This window comes from Thalassoroseus sp., from assembly GCF_984380535.1.
Genome location: NZ_CFHRBF010000023.1, coordinates 39949 through 61672 on the forward strand (window position 1 = coordinate 39949; position 21724 = coordinate 61672).

The following is a 21724-nucleotide window of genomic DNA, read 5'->3' on the forward strand; positions in this document are numbered from 1 at the left end:
CCAGCATCTATTTCTTTGATTTGACTTGGCTGTTGCCATGCCCATTCGCACTCTTCGCAATGGAGATATAATGAGCCGTCATCGTCTCGCCGCATGATAAGAAGCCGACCTTGGTTACATCGCTGGCATGATTTGTACCAGTGTCCCATTTGTTTGCCTTAAGGGGTCAGTCACGTAGGCTGGGTCATGACCCAGCTTTCTCTGCTCAGTTCCAATGAAAGCTGAGACTAGTAAAGTAGGTCAGGCTGTGCCTGACGACTCTTGGCGAGATCGTTTTCTCTTGACCAAACATTACAACATGCCGATGTCAGGCACAGCCTGACCTACGTTTGATACACGCTTTTCCGTCCGAGCATCACATCCATCGCGGCGGAGGTTGAGTGGATTAGCACCTCCGGGAAGTGCATGAAGGGGTGGAAGTATTCGAAGGTGAGATAGCCGTCGTAGTCGGTGCGGTCGAAGGCGTCTAGCACGGCGGGCCAGTTGGTGGTGCCGTCGAGGAGGGTGCGGAAGGATTCGAGGGAGTAATCGGTGCCCTTCTTTGTGAACTCTTTGAGATGCACGTTCTGAATGCGGTCGCCGAGCATGTCGATCCAATGTTCGGGGAACTGGAACATCATGATGTTGCCGGTATCGAAGTGCACGCGGACAAACTCGCTGTCGAAACTATCCACGAAATCGATCATCTCGCCCGGCGTCATCAAATAGCCGTTGAAGAAGATGTTCTCGATGTTGAGATGCACCCCGAGTTTCTCCGCCGGTTTCACGAGTTGCCCGATCGCTTCACGAGCGCGCTTGTCGCAGACGTCGTTGGGGGTCGGGTCGTGATCTTTTCGCCAAGGCATGTGGACCGCACCGGGGACGACGAGGAGATTATCGGTGCCGAGATCGTGAGCGGCTTGCGTCATTAGACCGGCAAGTTCTCGGCCGCGTGCGCGTTCGGTAGGATCGTTGCTTGTTAGGGGATACGGCCAAAACAGAAACGAACACACACCGCTAATCGCAATACCGATGTCTTCCGCCATCCGCCGAATCGCATGGTAATCCTTCGTGCCGGATTTCGGCGATAGGTCATTCTCGAGATCGTAGTTGAGTTCGATGCCGTCGAAGCCTGCATCCTTGGCTAGTTGCAAACATTCCCGCAGATTCATTCGCTCGGGATAAGGAAACGCCCACTGGTTGATGGATTTCTTCATCGCGTATTTCTTGCCGACGTTCTCCTTCGAGACAGGTCCGGCGGACGCGTCATCTTGGGCGGTGGCACTCTGGGAAAACGCCCATGCGCCGCCAGCGGCTGCCAAGGCGGAACTGATGACGCCTCGTCGAGTCACACCCGGCGAACGAAATTCTTCAGGACGGTGAAACATCAGACAACCTTTCGCGAATTCGACAACGAATCGTTCAACATCCCCTTGGAATGTGGGGACGGTCACTAGTTCAGTCTACGACTTATCAGAGTCTTCTCCTACTCGTCGGCTGGAATTGAACTGCGTTAACGATTCGTCCTCGTGCGTTGCTTACAAGTTTCTCAACTCTTGGCCTTGCGATCACACGTACGTTTTGTTCACATCAAACGATCTTCAGCCCATCAGAATCGGGAGGCTCAGTCCGATGCATTTCATTCCGAGTGACCGTTTTCGTCCGCGATGTGTTCTCTACCGCAAGAGTGTTTTCGCTGTTTTGCTAGCGGGCATTTTCTTGGGATCGGCGGGACCCACGGTCAATTTCGCCGCGGCCGGAGAATTCTCGTTGCCCGAGAGAGTTGCCGTGCTGCCGTTGTTTCTGGTCCCGCGTGGGACACGACAACCGACACGGGACGAAGCCGTCGTGCTGATGCGGCATCTCGAATGGACTCAAAAGCGGTACAAAGAGCTTCTCGGCGGAGTAACTTTCGAGATCGCGAAGTCACAACCCGATATTGTCGCAGCCAAGTTCCCGCTCGCCCACTATCGCCAATTGAAGAAAGGGGAACCGGCCGGTCATTGGGCTGCGGAACTGCTAGAACATTACAACGTCAACCGGTTCAACTGCCCCTACATTTTCTTCGCGGTGATCGTGAACTCGAATGACCGTTGGCCGGTTGCCGGGGCCAGACCGTTGAACGGCGGGTTGAACACCGGCGGTGGAATCATCGTGGCTTCGACGTTTGCGTTCACGCGAATGCCGAACTTCCAATCCACGTTACAACACGAGATCGGCCACTCGTTCGGGTTGCCGCACGTTGACGTCTATGGCTACGACATGAAAACCAATCATTCGGTGATGTCCTATAACAACACCCATCGCACGAATGGTTTCCAACCCAGTCGAGACCCTGGCATCCTGATTGCCGAAGACTATCGCGGCTTGGCTTTGAATGACCGAGCCTTTCCGCGGTTCGAATTCGACCCCGACAAACATCGGCCGGCCGGTTCTCCGCTGGCGGACAAGATCGTGACACTCGGCCCGATGACACTGCCTGGTCACCCGGATTATGCTCCCGAGGTGACGACCACTTCCGGTGAAGCCTTCGGAAGTCATGTCGCGAACATTGTTGCCGGTCGACAGATCGACGCCAGTCAAGGACCAGGCATCTCCTATAATCCGCAAACGATGTGGCATTCCACACCGGCTACAACTGGCATGGTCGAAGTGACGGTCAAGTTTCCCAAGCCGATTCAACTCACCGGCGTCGGCATCCATTCGCAACATAGTGGGAAAAGCCATGCTGCTCAGGCTGTTCGCATTGATGCCAAAACGAAATCCGGCGTGAAGAACGTCAGCAAAACTCAACTGAAATCAGTGGACGAGACAATCTCCTTTGAACCGACAACAGCGGACGAATGGCAGTTGTACTTCCAAACCGGTCCGAGTCGGCAAGTGGTCTTGCGTGGTTTACAGTTTTTTGACGGCGATGAGGAACTCTTTCCGCCACGGGTTCCCTATCAAGCGACTGCAAACTAATTGACACTCCACGAAGGATTACCATAGCCTAGTCGTGCCGTATGCGTACGAATGGCCGTTTTTCTTCGAATGAGTGTTGCTGTGATTCGCCTCGAAAACCTGACAGTTCAAGCGGGTGACTTTCTATTGGAGAACATTTCCTTTGAAGTCCCTCGTGGCAATTACGGTATTCTGATGGGGGGAACCGGCTGCGGAAAAACGACATTGTTGGAAGCCATTTGTGGACTGAAATCGGTTCACGATGGGCGGATCTTGCTTGGCGATCGGGACGTGACTTATCTTCCACCGGCTCAGCGTGGGATTGGTTTTGTCCCGCAGGAGGCGGCGTTATTTGCGACTCTTACCGTTGCTCAGCACTTGGCGTTTTCGTTGTCGATTCGCAAGTGGTCGCGGTCGGCAATTCGAGCTCGCGTCGACGAACTCGCGAAGCATCTGGGAATCACGTATCTCTTGGATCGCACACCGCATGGGCTCAGTGGGGGCGAACGTCAGCGTGTCGCATTGGGACGGGCACTGGCCTTTCGCCCGGATGTGATTTGTCTCGACGAACCACTCAGCGCGGTCGATGAAACCACCCGCGAAACCCTGTGTGACCTGCTGCAATCCATCACCCGCGCAACCGGCGTGACCACCCTGCACATCACTCACAGCCCCACCGAAGCGGAGCGTTTAGGGGATGTCGTGATGGAACTGAAAGACGGTGTAATTTCGCGTCAAGTTCGTCGTGACGGCGGAATGTCGAGCAAGAACGTCTGATTCAAGATATCGCTGCCACTGTGATGCTCAAGCGAGACCAACGTTCTCAATGACTTTCAGAATTATGGAGGTGGTGGTAGTGGGGCTGGTGCCGTTTGCACACCGTCTCGTTCTTGGACATCGGTCGTATCGCTGGGATTGGGCGGCGGCGTGGGGTTCGCTGGGGAATCACTGCATCCACCGAGCATGATCAACAGCAAAATGCCCGCAAGAATAGAACGCATCGTGTCGTTGCCCCTCTTGACTTACTGGGAAATCCGTTGGCCGTCGACCATGCCGGCGAGGTAGGTGTAGGTGTTGAAGTCGATGCTTTCCGAGAGCGAAGTCACGCTTCCGTCGGCCATCGCAAACTGCACAATCCCGGAGTGCATACTGCCGAAACGATACCAAGCGGGAGGCCCGCCTAGTCCCCAACCGGTCGGCATCACGCCGGCTCCCATCCAGCCGTCGGTAATCCATCGTTGCTTGGTAGCCGGATCGATGTGCCCATTGACTTCACCAAAAAGAATCGTATTGCTGGTACCGTCTCGAAAGTCTTGAAACTGTGTTTGCGACCGATTCGTAAACGGACCTTTGTATCGAGCATGATCGGCCACATCGCCAAGATACCCCATGCTACCGGCGTACGAAGTTCGCCCCAGTTCAATCGCCCCCAAACGCGACTGCTCAAACACGTAAGCTTCCACCGTGCCCGGATAGCAATGCTTCCGGGACGCGACGAATTCCGTGCCATAAAGATCGATTGAAGGACACTCGAACACAGGAATTCTCGTTTGCGCAGCCGTCCAGGTTCCCGAGACGCGAAACCAGGTCGGTTCACCATAAACACCGATCTTCAACTGATTGGAATCGATCAACGCGTAGACCGGTCTTTGCTCGAGATGCGGGAGCAAGTGTGCAAGGACGCAGATAAATGGATGGTTGGGGTCGTAACCGATGGGCTCCTGCAAATCAGGATGGCCCAGATAACCCGGCGGCAACCGATTAAATTCGTTGTGAAAACTATGAGCTGCCAACGCAATCTGTTTGAGGTTATTGCGACACTGAGTGACCCGGGCATTCTCACGGGCCCGCTGAACTGCCGGCAGCAATAAGGCCAGCAAAATCGAAATGACGGCCATCACAACTAACAGCTCGACGATCGTAAAACCGCGACAGTTGGAAGCCGATTCGGGTTTCCGTACGTTCTCGACCTCGCAACCCATGAATGCCTTCCTTTTCTACGCACGAGACCCTACTCAAGCCACACGAACATGCAGACTATGACTTAAAGTCAACTGACTGAAGCTCTCATTATGCCATGAACACTTGAATAAGCAACAGACGCACCGGTCCCGATGCTATTGCGACACTGGTTCATCCCGCCAAGTCGCTAACCGATTGACGGGATGATCGTCGGTGTTCAGATTGTTCGTGCTGGGATCACCCGCTGAATTCGTTGCCGACTTTGCGGGCGCGAGTCGGTTTGTCGATGTCGACGCCGAGTTTCAAACCGACTTCGACAAGCACATTCCAACCGGCGGCCATTTGCACGAACTCGGCGTACGCCGGGGCTTTGGGAATCGTGATGGTCGGGAAACGGGTCGCTCGGTCCGCAATGGCGATCACGGTCAAACCGACTCCCTCGACGAGAACCTTTTCGAATTTCTCCTCGGCGATTTCCGGCGGATCAACCCAGATCACCACGTCCTCGGCATCCATCACTTCTTCAATGCCATGCACCGCATAAGTGCCTTCGAGGAAGTCGGCCGACTTGCGGGTGATTTCATTGGTCTTCAGCGTGAGTTCTTCGGTCACGCCGTCACTGCGACCGGCCCAGTAAATCGTCCGCGCGTTCGCAATGCGTTCGACGAGCGATGCATCGAGCGAGGTCGTCAGGGCTGTTTGAACGGCATCCGCAATTGAGTTCAAGTTGGACGCCAGTGTGTCGACCCCGTCGATGTGTTCCAGCAATGCGTTCAAGAATAACGCCTGTTCGAGCACACTTTTGGTGGCAGCGACGGCGTGTTCTTCGCCACAACTCAGGACGTATCCCGTGCGGGCCAGCGATTCCAACTTCGAATCCGCAAGTGCCGTCAAACTGTAAAGGTGCTGATGGCCATTCTTCGTCAGTTGATCGAACAACCCGATCACTTCCGCAGTCCGCCCCGAGTTCGACAACGCGAACACTGCCCAGTCATCGAGCGGGTACTCTTGTGACTGCAGTCCCGCTTCGGTTTGCAACTGCAATTTCGTGCCACGTTTCAGAGCCGACGTGATCGCCCCTTTCCCCGGGAACAGACGGCTCGAACCTTCACCTGTTAGCCAGAGTTTGCCGACACTCGCGATTTGTTCACTCGTTTCCCGCATCGCGGTGAGGTCAAAATTCCGGATAATCTCCGGCACAGCCAACATATCTTGCACCAAGCCGAATTTCGTTTGGGCGTCATCCTGCGGATTCATGAGAGTGGTCTTCGGTTTCGAGAATCAACTTTTCCTGGGGGCCATCGCGGGCGATTTTAGCAGGGTCGTTGAGACAACTCGATAGTCCCGCACTCGCAACTCGTCACCAACCAATAAAAAACCGCCGACCAATGCGGTCGACGGTTTGTAGTTGTTGAGTCAACGGATTGCCCGGACTATCGCTCTTCGCGGACCTCTAGTTCCGGCTGATCGGCGAGAATTGCGTATCGCGGGAGGCGTCACGGAGTTCACGTGGCGGTTGATCGGCAGCGGTTTCTTGAGCCTTCGTCCAGTTCGTGACGGCCCAGTAGGGATACGTCTCGACCACACTGCCGCCCAAATCGCTGAGCGCGTCGCGAAGGGTCGCCGTCGTCATGTTTTGGTTGTCGATCACCCGTTGCAACACGAAACGCCGGTTGCCAGGGATGTAGGCGAAGAATTTGCCCTTCCCAAGCCGATCGTTGTTCGCCAGCAACCGCAGCAACGCGGTTTTGGGAACGTCGGCGGAATTCTTGGGCAGTTCATCCAACCAAGAAATGAGCCACAACGATTTGCCGTTCTGGCTAAGAACGGCGGACATCGTCAATTCCCATTCCTGGTCTTGGTATGTCGCTTTGAACGAAAAATCGTATCGTTGACGATCCACGGTCGGTCGCAGCCCTAAATCCGACAGGGCTTTTCCGAGCGAGTCGTGTGTCCACTGACGTGCTGATTCGGTATTAGCGGCCGTTTGAGCGGTTACGTTCGGCTCACTAAAAATGATCACCGCGAAGGCGAACACGCCGAACACTCCGACGAGCAACCACCCACGAGAGGAAACTTGCATAGGTCGACACTCCTTTGTCTATACGATGCCCAAACAACGTCTCGACCCGACGCGTCATTTGGAACCCCCCGCCTGGCGTCGCTCTCAAATTCCATTCAGAGAGACTAGGTAATCCAGACAAAATTGTGACCACGTTTCAAATGCGGCCCGATGGGTAATCAGGTCGTTAAGATCGGCAAAACCTGTCTCTTGTATCGACTCTTCACGGGGTCGAACTTGCGGTTCATCCAGATCAAACACGTGAACAACGCCCAAATGCACCCGCCCGACGTCGTTATCGTCGTCATTGATGAGGCCCAGGAACTCACGTCGGTAACTTGTTTCTAGATAAACCTCTTCGTCGATCTCGCGTTGCATGCCGACTTCGTAGGGTGTGTCGTCAGTGGTGTCATCATCACTGGAAATGTGCCCACCGATCCCGACCGACCGCTTCGCATGCAACCGCGATTCCCCCTGAGCGGAACCACGAGTGTACGAGAAAATCCGCCCGTCATGTCGAAAGATGCAATAGGGAATGAGCTGCTTGAAACTCGGGTCCTGTTCCATCTCCGGTCGGGGCCGGAAACTTGTGTGAGCGGGATCGAACAACGTCGTTCGCAACTTCTCCGCCACTGGAGACGTCGCCGGCAAGAACCCTTGGAAGTGACCGATCTCGTGAAACAACATCGTCGGCACCACAAGAATCTGTTCAACGGACATTTTTTCGGTTCCGGTCTGCGAGGTCTAAAAATCGTACACAGTCAGGGTGCCACGGCTCTGCGAGCCGTGTCGAGTGATTTTGTAGGGTGCGTGCAGCGAAGCGTATGCAGATTTCGCATCTGTGGTCGACGAATTCACTGAACAATTGATGTCGAAAAAAAGTTGGGTGGCATGCCCACCGCTGGGGGTGAGCAAGGGCCAGAAAGGTTCAAATGTCGAATCATGTCCACGCAAAGCCGTGGACATGCCACACTTTCCACTCTACCAATGCGAAATCGTACGTAACGCACTCTACGAGCTTCAAGAATCTTAACGCCCCAAAAGTTTATCGACTTCCGCACCAATATCGTCTGGCCGCATCAAGGTTTCGCCGACGAGCATCGCGTTGACACCCGCCTCTTGAAGTCTCTCCACATCGTCCCGGGTGCGAATGCCGCTTTCGCCGACGAAGACCGTCTCCGTCGGAACTTGCTCGCGGAGCTTCAGACAATGATTCAGATCCGTCACAAAAGTCTTCAAGTCCCGATTGTTCACGCCGACCAAATCGGGGTTCAACTTCAACACGCGGTCCAGGTTCGCCGGTTCGTACAACTCGATCAATGCGGACATCCCGAGCTCGCGGGTGGTTTCGTAGAGTTCAGCCATTGTTGCATCGTCCAGACATTCCGCAATCAACAACACCGCATCGGCACCGGCGGCACGGGCCTCCACGACTTGGTAGGGATCGAGCAAAAAATCCTTCCGCAATACCGGCACGGAAACAGCCCGTCGAATATCACGGAGAAAATCGAGATGCCCTTGGAAGAACGATTCATCCGTGAGCACGCTGATACAGGCGGCTCCGTGATCGGCGTAGATTTTGGCGATCGAAACGGGGTCGAAGTCAGCCCGAATCAACCCAGCGGACGGCGACGCTTTTTTGACTTCTGCGATCAACGAGACTTGCCCCGGTTGACGAAGAGCGGCTACGAAATCCCGCACGGGTGGCGCATCTTTAATGGCGGCTTGCAACTCCGCCTGGGAACGTTTCGATTTAGCCGCTTCAATTTCTTCGCGTTTCCGCTGAACAATCTTTTCCAGCACATTCATGCCGGTCCCTTTCGTGCCAGTTCCCCGTCTCTTACCATCAGCCAACCCCGGAGGTGGGACTCACTGTAGCGGGTTCTCACTCGTGGAGACAAGAAGACCAAGTCAATTCCTCATCCGCCGCAAACGCAAAAAACCTCATGCCTGAACCGAATTCGATTCATTGGACATTGGCATTCGGGATCGGCGTGGTGATGTTGTTGAGCTTGAGCATGTGTCTCGGCTTCATCGTCTCTTATCGACAACGCCCGAAATACCAACCGGTTCCCGATGTTCCCTCACCGTCGAACGGTTGGGCAATGGCCATCGTGCTGTTCTTCGCGGGGCAATCGTTGTTGGCTCAGTTGCCGATTTTCGAGCGGTCGGGTCCTGGGGAAGTCACCATCGATCGTGTGCAACAGCTCGTGTATTTCTCGCTCACTCAGTGGGTAGCGTTGCTGGTCACGCTCCGTTGCACCGGCAACTTTGATGGTTGGGCGGCTTGGGGAATCCATCGACAAAACGTGGGACGTCAAATTCTGACAGGTGTCATGGGGGCGATTGCCAGCCTGCTGCCGGTGTACGCTGCGTTGATGCTCACCGCTCCGTTCCGTAGCACCGAGAATCAACACGTATTATTGCGGCTGATCGAAACCAACGCCGATGGCACGACAATCCTCTGGATTGGCTTAGCGGTCATGGTGACGGCTCCCATGGTTGAAGAACTCATGTACCGCGTGATTTTGCAATCGTCACTCGAACGTTGGTGGAGTCCGCGAGTAGCCTGGATTGCCACCGCGGTGCTTTTCAGCGTGGTGCACGGCTTCCCGGATGCCATCCCGCTGTTGCCATTGGCCCTGATTCTCGGCATGGTCTTCCAGCAAACACGAAGTTACCTCGCCGTCGTTGTTCTCCACGCGCTGTTCAACGGCTGGAACCTATTCTGGGCCGTCATGAAAACCAGTTGAAACCCGAATGCCGATGCATTGACTCTTCAATACCTCTCCCACTGGGAGAGGTCGGACACGAAGTGGCCGGGAGAGGGTTTCCGATCAACGCTCGACACGGACTCGCTTCGAGGCCGTTTTTCCCTTCGCCCGATCCTACGGATCGACCTCTTCCAAAAGGAGAGGTGATACGAAAGGCGTGGAAAATACCACATGTCCGGAGCGATCAACCGCCTGAACTCAGCCACCACCAAACGGCCCCGGCGAGTGTTGCAACCGCTGTTGCGATGCCCAACCACATCCCCCAAGACGACTGAGAGCGTTCCCGGGACGGGGTATCGCTGACATCAAAGTGATAGATTTGGGCAACCGTCAACCGTTCTCCCGCGAGAAGCATGCGACTGTGAACTTGCTCGCCATCGATTTCAATGCCATTGGTGCTCTTGAGATCGGTGACGGTCCAGAAACCGTTCTGGAAGCGGAATTCGCAGTGCTTCCCCGAAATATCGGAGTGATCCCAAACGATATCACAGTTTCGATCGCGTCCGAGAATCGTCGGCGAATTCACCAAGGCGATCCCAGCTTCCTCACCTTCGGAAATAAGGTACAACGCGACCGACATCGGCAACGACTGCCCGGCCGCTCGCATCGTTTTGGTGAGGCCGTCCGCGGGTTCCTCCACGGTTGGCGAACTCGTCGCTGTTTCCTCGACATACTCGTCGATCGGGGGTGCCGGGTGCCGCGGCTCGATGGAGGTGTCAAACTCCTCGTGCATCTGTTTCGTCGACCCCGGTTGCCGAGCACTAATGACCGAGCTTCCCATCACGGAATCGCTGAACCTTGGCCCGCCCGTGACCGAACTTCCGGTCGAACTTCCGCCCTGCTGTGCTCGGTGAGCAGCCGCTTTTCGTCGGACGGCCTTCGAACGTGCGGCCAGCACCTTCTGGAAGGGAATCGCGATCGGCTCCCGTTTGGCGAAGCGTTGCAATGCCACGGCGGCTTCGTCAGCGGTTTGAAAGCGATCGGCCGGGTCTTTGGCCATCATTTTGCCCAATACCCCGGCGAGCGCGGGCGGGGTATCGGGCACAAGTTCGCGGATCGACTTCGGTGTTTCGTTCCGTTGAGCTTCGAGTTTCGCTCGCACACCTTCGACAGGAAACGGGGGTTTGCCGGAGAGTGCAAAATACAACGTGCACCCCAAACCATACACGTCCGCACGAGCATCGACTACGCTGCTGTTCCGAGACTGTTCGGGAGCGATGTAATCGGCGGTCCCTAGGCAATCGTGCCCAAAGATCATCTGCAGCGAGAACTCGGCGTCTTCCTCGTCGGTCAGTAAGGCCAAACCGAAGTCGAGGATTTTCGCCCGTCCGTCTTCGGTCACCAGAATGTTTGCCGGTTTCACATCGCGGTGTACTAATGCATGCTGATGAGCATGGTGCAAACCCTGAGCAACCTGAGCGATCACGTCACTCGCCTGCGACCAAGGCAATGGCCCACCCGTGGCGAGGACTTCGTACAAACTAATGCCCTGCACGAATTCCATGACCATATAGAACACGGCCCCGGTATCGCCGGTCTTCAAAGTGCGAATCACGTTCGGATGATCGAGCCGCATCCCGGCTTCGGCTTCCATCTGCAACCGCGTGAGCATCCCGGAATCGACTTCATGCCGTTCCGTCAACACCTTGAGGGCCACAGTTTCGCCGGTCTCGGTGTCTTTGGCGATGTAAATCCGCCCCATCCCACCGAATCCGAGCAAATCCTGCACGGCATAGTTATCGATAAAAAATCCACGAGCCCGTCCCGACAGCAGTCGTTCTGCCTGGTAGCGTGTCAGCCAACCGTGGTTGACTAACGCAATGGCTGCTTCTTTCGCGGTGGTCGCTTTGCGCAGCGTCGCTTCAGACCGCTCCATTCGGCCGGCTTCAACAAGACGGCTTGTGCGAACTAGTTCGATAAATTGTTCTGTCGACGTGACCAAATTTGCGGTCATGGAGTAGAACACTCCAAAGAATTTCCCATGAAAACTGCGCGAATCGCAGTCTGACATCATATCCATGCTATCAGCACGGACAACCCTCTTTCATCGGCAAATTCCTGGATGTCGCTGGAATTTCCGCCGTTCGAACGAAAAAATCCCCCCGGGTTACTCCCAGAGGGACTTTCGATAACATCTTATTTTATCTCTCATACGTTCAGGCAGCTTGGCGGGCCGTTTCCGGATTTGTTGTCGGTGTTTTCGCAGTCATTCGGTTTCGGTTCCATGCCACAACAACCGGACCGTACATCGAGAATACAATCATAAAAAGACTCCCGGCTGCGATCCAAACGTTATAACTTCGAGGGGCTTCGATCACTTCTCCGGTGGGATCGGGCGTGACTTGCGGTTGCAACGGAAGACCATAGCGAGTGGCCAACGTCTCGATATGCGAAAGATGAATCACCGGTGTGTCTTGCTTCAGAAAGAAACTCATCACCGATTCCACCGGTAGAATGTCGGATGGGACTCGTCGGTTCAAACCTGGTCGAAAGAGGTTTTTGGAAGCCGAAGTCCCTACAGAGACGGTTCCTCCTCCAATGTTGATATAAGTTGCAATCGGAGCATCACCCGCATACTTCTTGTATAGCCGCAACCGCTTCTTCAAACTGTCGGCATAGCCATTTGTTTCCAGAAACGGCACACCGCTGCGATCGATGGCTTCCCGCACGGCGGCCACGCCTTCATCCGTCATATCTGCCGCTTGGTCATCGAGACCACCTAACGAAACGGCTTGGGAACGGAATGACATCAAACCTTCCTCGTGTAACAGCTTTTCCATATTGACCCACATCAGGTCCGGCAAGTTTGCTCCCCACTGCGAACCGGCAGCACTGGCGATGAGGATCGGTTTGCATTTCATCGTTTCCAAAGCCGCACACGTGCAGATATTCATGGCCGGAAACGACCCAGACAATCCCACGGCAACCGTATCACCTTCTTTCACTCCGGCTTCGGTCAACATTTCGACCAGCACAGCAGCAAAGTTCGGATTGATCGAAGTTTGCTTCGCGGGCAAGTGACCGTTGTTACTTGTCACAATACTAGACGGCAAGCCAATGATACCAGATTCGGCGGGGTCGACTTTAGGATCGATCTCAACCCCTAACCGTTCACGCTCGGCTTTGATTGTTTGCATCATGTCAGCGGCGAGACTCGCAGCGGCCGCCTTTTGAGTTTGCAGTGTGGCGGTTGGCTCGTCACGGATTAACTCCGTTGCCGCAACGCCGCCAGTTGCTAATAGAAACGTCAGAACCACAACAGTTCTCGAGGATTTGGGATGGGTCCAATAACTCTTTTGCATCGGAGGCGTCCTATGCGGTCGTGTCCGCTAGTTTTATTAGAAAGATTATGACAAGGCGAATTCAAGACCTGAACTTAAACTGCCAACACACTAAGGCTCTTGTTTTTCTGCTACAACGAGCCTAGTGATTTCGTTTCACTGGCATGGTATCAGTCGTCAATTCTTCGGCAGTCGCAATTTGTTCGAGCATCGCCCGTCGTTCTTCGATGGCAACTTCGTTTTCGATCAGTTGTGTCGGCGCGACTAGCACAAGTGTTAGCCGAACAATAGCCGCAGCTGTTAGACTTGTTGTGAGTGTGTCGAAGATACCTTGTCGATCAAACCAGATCGCTAGCAAGCCGGGAATGATATATCCAATCACAGTCAATGCAGGATCCGGCGTCACAAGTAATGCCTGAAAACTCGTTCGCAAGATCATACCTAATGCAAAGCCGGTCAAAATCATCAGCACTGTGCGGCGACGCCCGTAAATGATTAACACTTGGGAAAGCCAATACACGAAAGCGTAGGTCACAATAGCCGCGAGTATTGTGACCGCGATTGCTGTTGGCCGAGTCAAATAAAAGGCGACATAACCCGGCACGACAAGCCCACCGGCGCCGCGACCGAGTGTTTCTGAAAATATCAAACTGACAACTAAGCCAATGGCTATTGATAGACTAAGTAGATCTAACATATCTGATCCTGAACAGGCTTGACGACTGTCTTAATGTTTAATGTGTTTCCATACTTCGATGCAGATATCACAACGGTCTCGCATCGCAGCAACAATCCGTAATTCCGAGACCAAAACTAGTCTTCGCCCTGCTCGTCAAGGAAGTGGTCTGACTCAGTAGACAGAGACGCTACAGCCAACTCACGCGCACGTTCGGCACCATGTCCGTTGCGTTTTGTTTTCGGTTTGGGTTGCGAGCTTGTCTCGATGTGCTGAATGCGGTTGATGTGGTGACGACGATTCTTCTTGCGACGTACTTGCGATGGCAACACACTTCGATTCTTGAAGTACTGCACAATTTCTAAGCCGTGCTTGCCGATATTCCCCATGCCGACGACAACCGTCGATTCTCCGCCGACTTCCACAATGGTCTCAAAGATCTTAGAGATATCGTTGTCATCCACTTCAACAATGCGTTGTGGGTCAAGACCGTTCTTGACGGCGGCACGAGTGAAGACGTGTCGTCCGGTACCGGTCAATAGGTAATAGTCAGCGGCTTGCCAATGCGGACAAGCCTCACCGATTTGCCAGGAGCGATCGGGACGATCGGAACGACAATTGATCAAAGCAATTTTGGTTTCCGTCTGCCCGGCTCGTTGAATCGAAGTGTCCCAGGCGGTTTCGGTCGACGCCGGATCATTGGCAGCAAATGCGTTCGAGAACACAATGCGTCGGCCGAAGAAGTCGACTTCATGCAGCGTCATTGCACCGGGATCGCGAAGCACCTTCCACATTCCCCGAAGTGCGGTCTCACGATCAATGCCGAGGTCGTTACACAGGCTCAACACTAACGCAACGTTTTCCTTGTGTTCGGAATACGGGAAGCGACTCATTTCCTCATCAGTGACCGCTTCGACATCTTCGAGTTTTGTCGGTATCAAAAGACTTCCACGATCGTCCGCGGCGTGTGCAAACACACCCAAGTGTTTTCGTTCCGCTGTGAATAATTTGCCCCCGCAAGGCGTCATATTTGCCAACGCTTTCGCGACGTCGACTTCAGTCGGCCCCATTACATCTAAGTGGTCTGCCCGAGCATTAGTGACCACGCCATGCGTGCCGTTCACCAGTTTACATTCACACAACCACTGAAGTTGTGGTTGCAAGGCCATGCATTCGATCACAAGCGCTTCGGCACCGTGTTGTCGGGCGGCATTCACAATGCCACGTTGTTCAATGACATTAGCCGATGAAACTCGCTCGACCGCTTGTTCCGTACCGTCGGGAAGTAGCAAACGTGGCAGAGTGCCTGTTGTTTTGCCAACCGTGCGAATACCGGCCTCCTGTAAAGCAGCGACGATTAAACGTGTCACGCTGGACTTGCCTCGCGTGCCATTGACGTGAATGCGGATTGGAATCGATTTTAAGTTGCGGCGATGACGCCACGACTCCCATCCGCCTACTGCAATCAGTCCACCGAGCATGGCGGAAATCGTCCAAAGTCCCAACATATGTTTCGCTCTCCTGAAGCGTTGTATCCGTGTTCGTATGCAGGCTTCTAAATCTGTACGTGTAGCCTGCAGGTACGAAAACCTGTTGGGTCGGCTCTATTCGCAAGAACCGCGCCATAGTGATGCAAGATCAAGAAACTTGATCAAAGTTTTTGTCATCCGGTGTTCTTACTAACCGGCGTGCGTTAGCAAATTACCAATTTGTTGTGGGTATCTATCGAAAACACCAAAGTCTTGTGGTGCGAACTTTCGGTTCCCAGCCATAGAACACACTCGAAACATGGGTCTTGGTCCTTCACATCAAACAGTGCATATGTATTGGCGGCAGAAAATTGACCAAACGTGTTAATCGTTGACCAGTATTACGGTCATAAGTTTGAAAGCGTTGAATTTTGCTGCATATGAGTCATCCCGCAACAACAGGGAACCTGACAAATGATCTCGTTGTCGCCTCTACACCCAAGTCACATCAAGACTTCGTTTATTGATCACGCGTTGTTTCATGAGACAAATGCGAAGGAACAAATTGCAGCGCTATTACCTGTTCCTGAACCACCCGCGTCTCAAGCTCACCGATACGGTCGCTCCGTCGCGCTAAGCCAGCTCTGTCAGCGACCGCCACTTTCCAAAGACTTAGAGCACGATCTGTTCTGTCGAATGAACTTCGAGAAGTTTCAAGCGGCGCGAATGGAAGATGTCGTCAGACCCGCTCACCGTGATGATGAGTGGTATCGAGAACATTCAGAGCATCTCGAGAAAGCCGACGACATCCGTAATGTGATTGTGGAGTCGAACTTACGCTTGGCGGTCGCAATGGCTCAGCCGTTCGCCGAGACGGAAGAAACGTTAGAAGAACTCGTGGCCGACGCCACTTTGCCATTGATTCGAGCCGTCGAACTATTTGATGTCTCGCGGGGCCTGTGTTTCAGCACGTATGCCGGCCATACGTTGCGGAACCACTATCTTCGCTATGGGAAACGACGGTCCCGATTGGCTCGTCGACAAGTCCAAGCCGACTCACAACAGTTCGACACCGTACCAGAAGATCGTCCACTGGCATCGGAACAAGAACGTCGTGTGGCATCGCACCGGCAATTGGCTAAGCAGATGCTGACGACCCTTTCCGACCGCGAGCAGTGCATTTTGAAGTCCCGCTTCGGTCTGAGTGCCCCCGAACCGCAAACATTCACGGAAGTTGGCGAGACTGTCGGCTTGAGTAAGGAACGAGTCCGCGTTTTAACTCACCGGGCGTTGGATCGCCTCCGAGAACTCCGCGTCGAAGAACCGGAATTCGTGGGATGACCGGAATCGGTTCCTGGCTAACCTCCCGTAACTGACAGCGGACAACTACCAAAGCCCCAAAAACCCGCCCAACTTCCCTAGCCCGATTCGGTTCTGTCAACTATAGTGACGGAATTCCACCAAACCGCTTGGAATGACGAACCATGTGGTGCGTCGGCGGGTTGGGGGTAGGCTGACTGTTCATCCATGCCGCTTCTCTCGAAGACAGCGATGATTGGGGGATCAGTCCTAACGCTTGACGGTTCGCAGCGCTCCGGAAGCCGGTTTCTAGCGGTTTCACCTGCGGATTGGACGGGAACGGAACACATCGCGGTATGGTAGATCGGAATCTCATTCGGCAGTTTGCAATTGAAGACGATGACCTCGAGAGCATTCTTGGGGAGATCGGGGACAATCCCTACACCGACGAACTCGTTGGTGACGCCCCCGACGTGAATTCCATCGTGGAAGGGAAAGTCCTTCGGATCGAAGGCGACGATGTCCTGATTGACATCGGCTACAAGAGTGAAGGCATTGTTCCGCTCGATGAGTGGTCGGAAGACCCAGAACCGCCCAAACCCGGCGACACCTGCGAAGTCCTGCTGGAAGAAGTCGAAGACGATTTCGGCCTGATCATGCTCTCGAAGCGGAAAGCCGACCGCATTCGTGAGTGGGAAAAAGTCATCAACGCCCACGACGAAGGCGATGTGGTTACCGGCAACGTCGTTCGCAAGATCAAAGGCGGTTTGCTGGTCAACATCGGCGTGAACGTCTTCCTCCCCGCGAGCCAAGTCGACATCCGCCGTCCCCGCGATATCGCCGACTACATCGGCAAAGATATCGAATGCCAGATTCTCAAGATCGACGAAAGCCGTCGGAACATCGTCGTTTCCCGGCGGAAACTCATCGAAGACCGACGCCGTGTTGCCAAAGAAGAGTTGCTTTCCCAGATCGAGGAAGGTGACGTCCGCAAAGGGGTGGTCAAGAACATCGCCGACTTCGGTGCGTTTGTCGACCTCGGCGGTATCGACGGTTTGCTACACATTACCGACATGAGCTGGGGCCGAATCGGTCACCCAACCGAGAAGGTCAAGATCGATCAGCAAATCGAAGTCAAGATCCTCAACATCGACCGGGAACGCGAAAAGATCGCTCTCGGTATGAAACAACTTCAGCCCAGCCCTTGGGACAACGTCGCCGAGAAATACCCGGTTGGCGAGAAAGTTCGCGGCGAAGTGGTCAACATTATGACCTACGGGGCGTTCGTGAAGTTGGAAGACGGGATCGAAGGTCTGGTCCACATTTCCGAAATGTCTTGGACCAAACGGATCAACCATCCGAGCGAATTGGTCAGCATCGGCGACGAAATCGAAGTCGTTGTGCTGGGCATCAATACCGACAAGCAAGAAATCTCGCTCGGTATGAAGCAAACCCAAGCCAACCCTTGGGATCATGTCGCCGAGAAGTACCCCACCGGCACCAAAATCGAAGGGACCGTACGGAACCTTACGAACTACGGTGCGTTTGTGGAGTTGGAAGAAGGTGTCGACGGGTTGCTGCACGTCAGCGACATGTCCCACACCCGCAAGATTTCCCATGCCAACGAGATGCTCAAGAAAGGCGATGCGATCAGCTGTATCGTGCTTTCGGTCGACGAAGACCGCAAGCGAATCGCTCTTGGTATGAAGCAACTCGAAAACGATCCCTGGGAAACCACCATCCCGGACAAATACCGCCCGGGTACGATCGTCAAAGGCGAAGTCACGAAGATCACCAACTTCGGTGTGTTCGTGCAACTCGAGCCGGAACTCGAAGGCTTGCTGCACATCTCGGAACTCTCGGACGACAAGATCGAGAACGCTGAAGAAGTGGTCAAAGTCGGCGAGGAAATCGAAGTTCGTATTCTCCGAGTGGACATCGAAGACCGAAAGATCGGTCTCAGCCGGAAACTCGAAGGCGACTTGGAAGAGATCGAACAGGAAGCCGCCGCTGCAACCGGTGCCAAACCGGAAGCGGCTCGTGCGACCAGCGAACCACTTTTGGGTGGAACCGGTGGCGGAGCGGGTCCGTTGTTCCAAATGCCGATTGGCGGACAACAGCCTGAAACTGCAACCGAAACGGAAACTGCAACCGAAACGGAAACCGCAACTGAGACCGAAACGGCAGAAACTCCGGAAACTCCGGCGGAAGCTGTCGAAGAGGCAGCGGAATCTGCTTCGGAGGAAGCCAGTTCCGACTCTGATGACGACGATTCCACGATCACGCAGTCTTAATACTGTCTGAATTGACATCACATTTTGATGCCTGGACCGGCTGTTGGACCTACCAACAGCCGGTTTTTTCGCGCTGTCGTAGGGGTTCTACCGGGTCTGAATCCGGTGTGGTTCGACGTCTGGAAGGATCGATCGGCATATTCGAAACGCACGGATCGATTCGGAAACTTCGCGTATCTTCTCCAAGATCCGGCGAAATCGGCGTTTCAGCGGCCTGAGACCCCGATTTGAGGCCGGATAATTTACCTAACCGGACCAAGCGTCACAATCAGCACAATAGTTGACGTAACTATTTTGGGATTTAGCAACTTAAGAAGTTCAAGGGTGTTTCGAGTCGCCGCCGATACCACTCACCAGTCCCGCAGAACCCGCTTCTACGAGACAACCCAAAACTGAGAAACAACCCTTCGGTGGAACGTCGGAAAATGGAGAGCGGCCTGGCCGTGAGTTTCCGACACCGAAAGGGATGCCCAAGCAGGGCCGCCTGCAAAGTCGCGACCCAAGGCACACCCAGCGCGGCTGCCGACCTTCGCTTCTGCGTGCGGTCTGTGCAGAGACCTGCTTCGATTCCAAGGGAAGGATACGAAACATGCGATGGATCCGTTGTTTTAGCGTCGCGAGTCTGATGGTTGTCGGACTCGCCGCTCAGTCTCAAGCAGGACTGTTCGACTGCTTCAAGAAAGATGCTGAATGCGGTTGTGCTGCTCCCGCTCCGATCTGCACAACCAGCTCGGCTTGTGCTCCGAAAACCGTTTGCAGCACGAAACCGGTCTGCGGTGATTCCGCTTGTGCTCCTGCTGGATGTGCAAGTTCGCCGAAACCACGTGGTTTGTTCTCTTGCTTCAGCAAGAAAGACGACAAAGGCTGTGCACCTGCCGGGTGTGCTCCTACCTCCGTCTGCGAACCAACCTGTGCAACGCCAGAGAAAAAAGGTCTCTTCTCTTGCTTCAGCAAGAAAGACAAAGGCTGTGCACCTGCTGAGTGTGCTCCTGCCACCGTCTGTGAACCGACCTGTGCAACACCGGAGAAAAAAGGTCTCTTCTCTTGCTTCAGCAAGAAAGACAAAGGCTGTGCACCTGCTGAGTGTGCTCCTGCCACCGTCTGTGAACCGACCTGTGCAACACCGGAGAAAAAAGGTCTCTTCTCTTGCTTCAGCAAGAAAGACAAAGGCTGCTGCCCAGAACCAACCTGTGCCGCTCCTTGCAACGCGACCGTTTGTGCTCCTGTGCGAGTTAGCAAACCAGTTTGCTGCACCACCGACCCTGGCTGCACGAAGACCGCTTGCGGCTCCTGTGCTGCTTGCACCACCCGTGCTCACGTCGGCATGACCGCTAAGAAGCCTGTAACCAACGTTGCTGTTGTCCCGAACCAAAGCGGAGCGAAAACCATTCAACCGCTGCCGTCCGCTCCTCCGAAACCAGCGACCGGAAACTACTTCCCAAGCCGGATTCAAGAGCAACAACCGACCGCTCGTCGGGATCAACTGAACGACCTGTTCGGCGTCCAAAAATAATTGACCGCTGAACGAACTGATCGACGGCTTTCCAACCGTCGTCCTCCAGAAGCGGCTGCCGAGTTCTCTCGGTGGCCGCTTTTTTTGTTTGATCAGCCGCCAACCGATGTTCACTCACGACGATGCATTCTCGACAACCGCCGGTCGATTGGAACCGGTTTCTGTCTCAGGTCCGCAGCTGGGTGTCGTTTCCCAATCGGGAGCTTCTCCGGTGATCAAGCGGGCGGATCGGTTGAAGGTCAGGTAGTTCCATCCCCATTGAATCAGCACCAGCAGACGATTCTGAAACTGCACGATTTGCATGAGATGGATGAATAACCAGATCATCCATGCGAAGAAACCGGTCAACTTCCAGCCACTGATGTCTGCGACTGCCGAACCACGTCCGATCGTGGCCATTGTGCCGCGGTCTTTGTATTTGAAGGGCGATGGTTTTGCGCCCCGCAAACTTTGTCGAATCGTGTCGGCAACATATTTTCCTTCTTGGATCGCCACTGGTGCCAACCCCGGCAAGGGCTTTCCTTCTTCCATTTCCACGCGGGCTAAATCGCCGATGACAAAAATCTCGGGATGATTCGGGACCCGCAGTTCTGAATCGACAATCAGTCGGCCACTGCGATCTGTCGCCGCTCCGGTCGCCTCCGCGAGTTTTTCCCCAAGCGGAGACGCCTGCACACCCGCTGCCCAAATAATCGTGTGACACGCAATCTGTTCGACATCGTCGTTCACTTTCAGTGTCACGGAAGTCGGCGTGATCTCGGTGACCATGACATTCGTGCGTACGATAATGTCACGTTTCTTCAAGTCGGCCTCCGCCCGGTCGGAAAGTTTGTCCGGGTAGTTCGACAGCACACGCGGGCTGGCATCGACGAGAATCACCCGTGCGTCCGCGGGGTCGATATGGCGAAACTCGGACTTCAGCGTATGCCGAGCGATTTCGGCCAATGTTCCGGCGAGTTCCGTCCCCGTTGGCCCCGCTCCGACGATCACGAACGTCAACCACTGTTTACGTTTGATAGGGTTGAGTTCCCGCTCGGCGTGCTCGAACGCGGTCAAGATCCGACGGCGAATTTCCAAAGCATCTTTAATACTTTTCAACCCCGGTGCGAAACTCTTCCACCGATCGCGACCAAAGTAGTTGTACTCTGCCCCGGTTGCGACCACGAGCGTGTCGTAAGTGATCTCCCCGTCTTTCAGAATAACCTTGCGATTCTCCGCATCGAACCCCGTCACTTCCGCGAGCAGCACTTCACAATTCTTCTGCCGACGGAAGACACTTCGCAACGGAGCCGCAATGTTCGCCGGCGACAACCCACCTGTCGCCACTTGATACAACAGGGGTTGAAATAGGTGGTGATTCTGACGATCGAGCAGAGTGATATCGACGTCGGCCTTGCGGAGCGATCGCACCACATTCAGCCCGGCAAACCCACCACCCACCACAACCACATGCTGTCGCTCACTCACAGGAC

At 54.5% G+C, this 21724-nt stretch carries 18 protein-coding genes; 6 read left to right on the forward strand and 12 right to left on the reverse strand.

Translation table 11 applies throughout. The annotated features are described in order from the left end of the window. Positions 1-323: 323 nt before the first annotated feature. Positions 324-1367, reverse strand: coding sequence for a sugar phosphate isomerase/epimerase family protein (locus AC5DDB_RS26400; protein WP_491742761.1), 1044 nt, complete (start codon positions 1365-1367; stop codon positions 324-326). 244 nt (positions 1368-1611) lie between these two features. On the opposite strand from AC5DDB_RS26400, the gene AC5DDB_RS26405 reads away from it, so the two are divergent. Next, positions 1612-2943 (forward strand): hypothetical protein, encoded by a 1332-nt coding sequence (locus AC5DDB_RS26405; RefSeq protein ID WP_491742762.1) that lies wholly within the window; start codon positions 1612-1614, stop codon positions 2941-2943. A gap of 81 nt (positions 2944-3024) precedes the next feature. Then, the gene (locus AC5DDB_RS26410; protein WP_491742763.1) at positions 3025-3699 is read left to right on the forward strand and encodes an ABC transporter ATP-binding protein; all 675 of its coding nucleotides are present in this window, start codon (positions 3025-3027) and stop codon (positions 3697-3699) included. 62 nt (positions 3700-3761) lie between these two features. On the opposite strand, the gene AC5DDB_RS26415 is transcribed toward AC5DDB_RS26410, so the two are convergent. The 6 genes from AC5DDB_RS26415 to trpC all read right to left on the reverse strand — a co-directional run bounded on the left by AC5DDB_RS26415 (position 3762) and on the right by trpC (position 8755). Then, positions 3762-3923 (reverse strand): hypothetical protein, encoded by a 162-nt coding sequence (locus AC5DDB_RS26415; protein WP_491742764.1) that lies wholly within the window; start codon positions 3921-3923, stop codon positions 3762-3764. Positions 3924-3944: 21 nt separating this feature from the next. Continuing rightward, complete coding sequence (locus tag AC5DDB_RS26420; protein ID WP_491742765.1) at positions 3945-4904, reverse strand: DUF1559 family PulG-like putative transporter; 960 nt, start codon at positions 4902-4904, stop codon at positions 3945-3947. Between the two features lie 217 nt (positions 4905-5121). Beyond that, positions 5122-6141, reverse strand: coding sequence for an SIS domain-containing protein (locus AC5DDB_RS26425; protein WP_491742766.1), 1020 nt, complete (start codon positions 6139-6141; stop codon positions 5122-5124). A 196-nt stretch (positions 6142-6337) separates the two neighbouring features. Continuing rightward, positions 6338-6967: a type III secretion system chaperone gene (locus tag AC5DDB_RS26430; protein ID WP_491742767.1), complete on the reverse strand. Its 630-nt coding sequence runs from the start codon at positions 6965-6967 to the stop codon at positions 6338-6340. 84 nt (positions 6968-7051) lie between these two features. After that, positions 7052-7666, reverse strand: a complete 615-nt coding sequence (locus AC5DDB_RS26435; RefSeq protein ID WP_491742768.1) for a phosphoesterase — start codon at positions 7664-7666, stop codon at positions 7052-7054. A 309-nt stretch (positions 7667-7975) separates the two neighbouring features. Further along, positions 7976-8755: an indole-3-glycerol phosphate synthase TrpC gene (gene trpC, locus AC5DDB_RS26440; RefSeq protein ID WP_491742769.1), complete on the reverse strand. Its 780-nt coding sequence runs from the start codon at positions 8753-8755 to the stop codon at positions 7976-7978. Between the two features lie 137 nt (positions 8756-8892). Here trpC and AC5DDB_RS26445 point away from each other — a divergent pair, with 137 nt between their 5' ends. After that, positions 8893-9699: a CPBP family intramembrane glutamic endopeptidase gene (locus tag AC5DDB_RS26445; RefSeq protein WP_491742770.1), complete on the forward strand. Its 807-nt coding sequence runs from the start codon at positions 8893-8895 to the stop codon at positions 9697-9699. Between the two features lie 205 nt (positions 9700-9904). Here the strand turns inward: AC5DDB_RS26445 and AC5DDB_RS26450 are convergent, their stop codons facing one another. The 4 genes from AC5DDB_RS26450 to pgsB form a co-directional block, all read right to left on the reverse strand. After that, positions 9905-11674, reverse strand: coding sequence for a protein kinase domain-containing protein (locus tag AC5DDB_RS26450; protein ID WP_491742771.1), 1770 nt, complete (start codon positions 11672-11674; stop codon positions 9905-9907). Positions 11675-11876: 202 nt separating this feature from the next. Then, entirely contained in the window at positions 11877-13022 is a 1146-nt protein-coding gene (gene pgsW / locus AC5DDB_RS26455; protein ID WP_491742772.1) for a poly-gamma-glutamate system protein, read from the reverse strand. A gap of 121 nt (positions 13023-13143) precedes the next feature. Continuing rightward, entirely contained in the window at positions 13144-13698 is a 555-nt protein-coding gene (pgsC, locus tag AC5DDB_RS26460; RefSeq protein ID WP_491742773.1) for a poly-gamma-glutamate biosynthesis protein PgsC, read from the reverse strand. Between the two features lie 116 nt (positions 13699-13814). Beyond that, entirely contained in the window at positions 13815-15185 is a 1371-nt protein-coding gene (gene pgsB, locus AC5DDB_RS26465) for a poly-gamma-glutamate synthase PgsB (protein ID WP_491742774.1), read from the reverse strand. Positions 15186-15620: 435 nt separating this feature from the next. Between pgsB and AC5DDB_RS26470 the strand changes: the two genes are divergently transcribed. From AC5DDB_RS26470 to AC5DDB_RS26480, 3 genes are all read left to right on the forward strand, one after another. Continuing rightward, positions 15621-16487 (forward strand): sigma-70 family RNA polymerase sigma factor, encoded by an 867-nt coding sequence (locus AC5DDB_RS26470; RefSeq protein WP_491742775.1) that lies wholly within the window; start codon positions 15621-15623, stop codon positions 16485-16487. 314 nt (positions 16488-16801) lie between these two features. Beyond that, the gene (gene rpsA / locus AC5DDB_RS26475; protein WP_491742776.1) at positions 16802-18739 is read left to right on the forward strand and encodes a 30S ribosomal protein S1; all 1938 of its coding nucleotides are present in this window, start codon (positions 16802-16804) and stop codon (positions 18737-18739) included. Between the two features lie 589 nt (positions 18740-19328). Beyond that, on the forward strand, positions 19329-20252 hold the full coding sequence (locus AC5DDB_RS26480) for a hypothetical protein (RefSeq protein WP_491742777.1): 924 nt from the start codon (positions 19329-19331) through the stop codon (positions 20250-20252). A gap of 114 nt (positions 20253-20366) precedes the next feature. Here the strand turns inward: AC5DDB_RS26480 and AC5DDB_RS26485 are convergent, their stop codons facing one another. Further along, positions 20367-21719 (reverse strand): NAD(P)/FAD-dependent oxidoreductase, encoded by a 1353-nt coding sequence (locus tag AC5DDB_RS26485; protein WP_491742778.1) that lies wholly within the window; start codon positions 21717-21719, stop codon positions 20367-20369. Positions 21720-21724: the final 5 nt, after the last annotated feature.